Below are 2,951 nucleotides of genomic sequence, written 5' to 3'. Positions count from 1 at the left end.
GGCTGCTCCGCCCGCGGCGCCCCAGCCGTCGGCGCGCCCAGACCAGGCAGTCTCGGCCCTGCCCGCCACGCCCGCGGTCACCGACCAGGCGCACCCGGCCGCCGCGCACCCCGCGAGCCCGGCATCGACGACCGACGCAGCACCCACCGTGCCCGCGCCCGTCGCGAGCGCGGTCCCTGCACCGGCCGGCCCCCAGGCGACGGCTGCCGCCCCCGCAGCGCCCGCACCAGCAACGCCCGCCCCAGCAACGCCCGCCCCGCTCGCCGAGCAGCTCGGCGCCCGCCTCACGTCGCTGCACGGCTTGGCGAAGGGCACACACGTGCTCACGGTCCCGGTGGACCCCGAGCACCTCGGCCCCGTCCGGATCGTCGCGCACATCGGCCCGGAGTCGGTGCGCGTCGAGCTCGTCGGCGCGACCGACGCGTCCCGCGAAGCCCTGCGCTCGTCGCTCGCCGACCTGCGCCGCGACCTCACCGCCGCGGGCGTGCAGGTCGACGTCGGCTCACGCGGTTCGGGCCAGCCGGGTGCGCACGGCACGGACGGCCGCCCGGGCGACGGTCCGGCCGCGTCCACGCGGGCCGGCGGCGGCGCGTCGTCGGGCGACGACCCCGGCGGGTCCAGACCCGACCCGGACGCGCCGCGCGCGTCACCCGGCCGCATCGACCTGCTCGTCTGACCAGCAACCTCACGGAGGCACCCATGTCCATCGACACCTCGTACGTCACCGGCGCGTCGGCCGGCTCGTCCACCTCCTCGTCGACAGGAGCGAGCGGCGACCTCGACAAGCAGGCCTTCCTCAACCTCCTGGTCACGCAGCTGCGCAACCAGGACCCGAGCAGCCCCATGGACTCCTCGCAGCTCATGGCGCAGACGACGCAGCTGACCACGATGGAGAAGCTCGTCGAGCTCAGCGACACGTCCCGCGAGTCGTTCGCGCTCCAGATGCGCGTCGCCGCCTCGTCGCTGGTCGGCAAGCAGGTCTCCTGGACCGACGACGCCGGGACCGAGCACACGGGCACCGCCGAGTCGGTCTCGTTCTCCGGTCCCGTCCCGACCGTCTCGGTCGACGGCCACGACGTGCCGCTCGACGTCGTCGGCGCCGTCACCGAGACCAAGCCCGCCACGACCACACCAGCCACGACCTGACGCACCCAGCCAAGCCCCGCATCCACTCACCCGCACTGCCGCGCCGACCAGAGGCCCGGCCCCCCGAAGGGAACCCGACATGCTCCGCTCGCTCTTCTCCGGCATCAGCGGTCTGCGCAGCCACCAGACCATGCTCGACGTCACCGGCAACAACATCGCCAACGTCAACACCACGGGGTTCAAGTCCTCGCAGGTGCAGTTCCAGGACACGCTCAGCCAGGTGCTCATCAACGCGGGCGGCGCGCAGGGCGGCGTCGGCGGCACCAACCCGGCGCAGGTCGGCCTCGGCGTGCGCGTCGCGGGCATCACGACCAACTTCACGCAGGGGGCGTCGCAGTCCACCGGCCGCAGCACCGACATGATGATCCAGGGCGACGGGTTCTTCGTGGTGCGCAAGGGGACGGACACGTTCTACACGCGCGCCGGCTCGTTCGACTTCGACGCCACGGGCCAGATGGTGCTGCCCGGCGAGGGCGCGCTCGTGCAGGGCTGGGCCGCCGTCAACGGCGTGATCGACACCAACGCCCCGCTCACCGACCTCAAGGTCCCCGCGGGCACCCTGATGGCAGCCGTCGCCTCGACCAAGGCGGGCTACAGCGGCAACCTCGACTCGGCCGCGGCGGACGGCACGGTCCTGAACCGGACGGTCGACGTCTACGACGCGAAGGGCAACGAGCGCACGCTCACGCTGACCTTCACCAAGTCCGCGACGGGCTGGACCGTGGGCGCCGGCGACGGCTCCTCGACGGTCCCCCCCGCGGCGATGACGTTCGCGGCGGACGGCTCGCTGACCACCCCGACGACGCTCACGGTCGGCGCGGTCAGCGTCGACATCTCCAAGCTCACCGGCTTCTCCGGCCTGGACACGGTCAAGGCGCAGAGCCAGGACGGTCAGGCGGCGGGCACGCTGCAGTCGTTCTCGCTCGGCGCGGACGGCACGATCACGGGCGCGTTCAGCAACGGCCTCAAGCAGACGATCGGGCGCATCGCGCTCGGCTCGTTCACCAACCCCTCGGGGCTCGAGAAGGCCGGCGGGTCGCTCTTCTCGACCACGGTGAACTCGGGCGACCCGGCGATCGGCACCGCGGGGACGGGCGGGCGCGGCTCGCTGCAGGGCGGTGCGCTCGAGATGTCGAACGTGGACCTCTCGAGCGAGTTCACCAGCCTGATCATCGCCCAGCGCGGTTTCCAGGCGAACTCGCGCGTCATCACGACGTCCGACGAGGTGCTCCAGGAGCTCGTCAACCTCAAGCGGTGACCGCCCACGCGGTGTGAGGGGCGCCGAACCCTCACACCGCGGGCCGTCCGGCCGATGGGGAGGACATCGAGGGCCCACGGACGGGCCCTGCGGCTCCGGCCGCACCGCACCAAGGACGGGTACCTGCCGTGATCGTCGTGACGCGCCTGACGGGCGCCCAGTTCGGGGTCAACCCCGACCTCATCCAGCGTGTCGACAGCGCGCCGGACACGATCCTGACGCTCATCGACGGCACCAAGTACATCGTCGCGGAGCCGATGCTCGAGGTCATCGGCCGCATCAACGAGCACCGCGCGGCCGTGCTGGCGCGCTCCCAGGACATCCGGACCGCGCCCCGCATGGAGCTGGTCCCCGACCCGAGCGACGAGCCCGACGACGGCGACGACGAGCTCGCCCCAGCCTTGCCCCTGCGACCGAGGAGTGTGTGATGGATCCGGCCGGACTGATCGGCATCGGTGTCGCGTTCGTCGCCATCTTCGGTGCGCTGTTCCTCGAGGGCGCCGACCCGATGTCCATCATGCTGCCCGCGCCGCTGATGCTCGTCTGG

Annotated in this window: 4 protein-coding genes; all 4 read left to right on the top strand. The window is 72.7% G+C overall.

Annotated elements, in window-relative coordinates; all coding sequences use genetic code 11:
- A partial coding sequence (locus tag D1825_RS00455; protein WP_138067021.1) for a flagellar hook-length control protein FliK occupies positions 1-676 on the top strand: 676 nt, incomplete at its 5' end.
- 23 nt (positions 677-699) lie between these two features.
- Positions 700-1,146: a flagellar hook assembly protein FlgD gene (locus D1825_RS00450; RefSeq protein ID WP_118765585.1), complete on the top strand. Its 447-nt coding sequence runs from the start codon at positions 700-702 to the stop codon at positions 1,144-1,146.
- Positions 1,147-1,225: 79 nt separating this feature from the next.
- Positions 1,226-2,404 (top strand): flagellar hook protein FlgE, encoded by a 1,179-nt coding sequence (locus D1825_RS00445; protein WP_118765584.1) that lies wholly within the window; start codon positions 1,226-1,228, stop codon positions 2,402-2,404.
- A 128-nt stretch (positions 2,405-2,532) separates the two neighbouring features.
- Positions 2,533-2,832 (top strand): flagellar FlbD family protein, encoded by a 300-nt coding sequence (locus tag D1825_RS00440; RefSeq protein WP_118765583.1) that lies wholly within the window; start codon positions 2,533-2,535, stop codon positions 2,830-2,832.
- The last annotated feature ends 119 nt before the right edge of the window (positions 2,833-2,951 follow it).

The organism is Cellulomonas rhizosphaerae, from assembly GCF_003470205.1.
Taxonomy (GTDB): domain Bacteria; phylum Actinomycetota; class Actinomycetes; order Actinomycetales; family Cellulomonadaceae; genus Cellulomonas; species Cellulomonas rhizosphaerae.
Note: the sequence above shows the minus strand (reverse complement) of the source record. Positions and strands in the feature narration are given on the sequence as shown.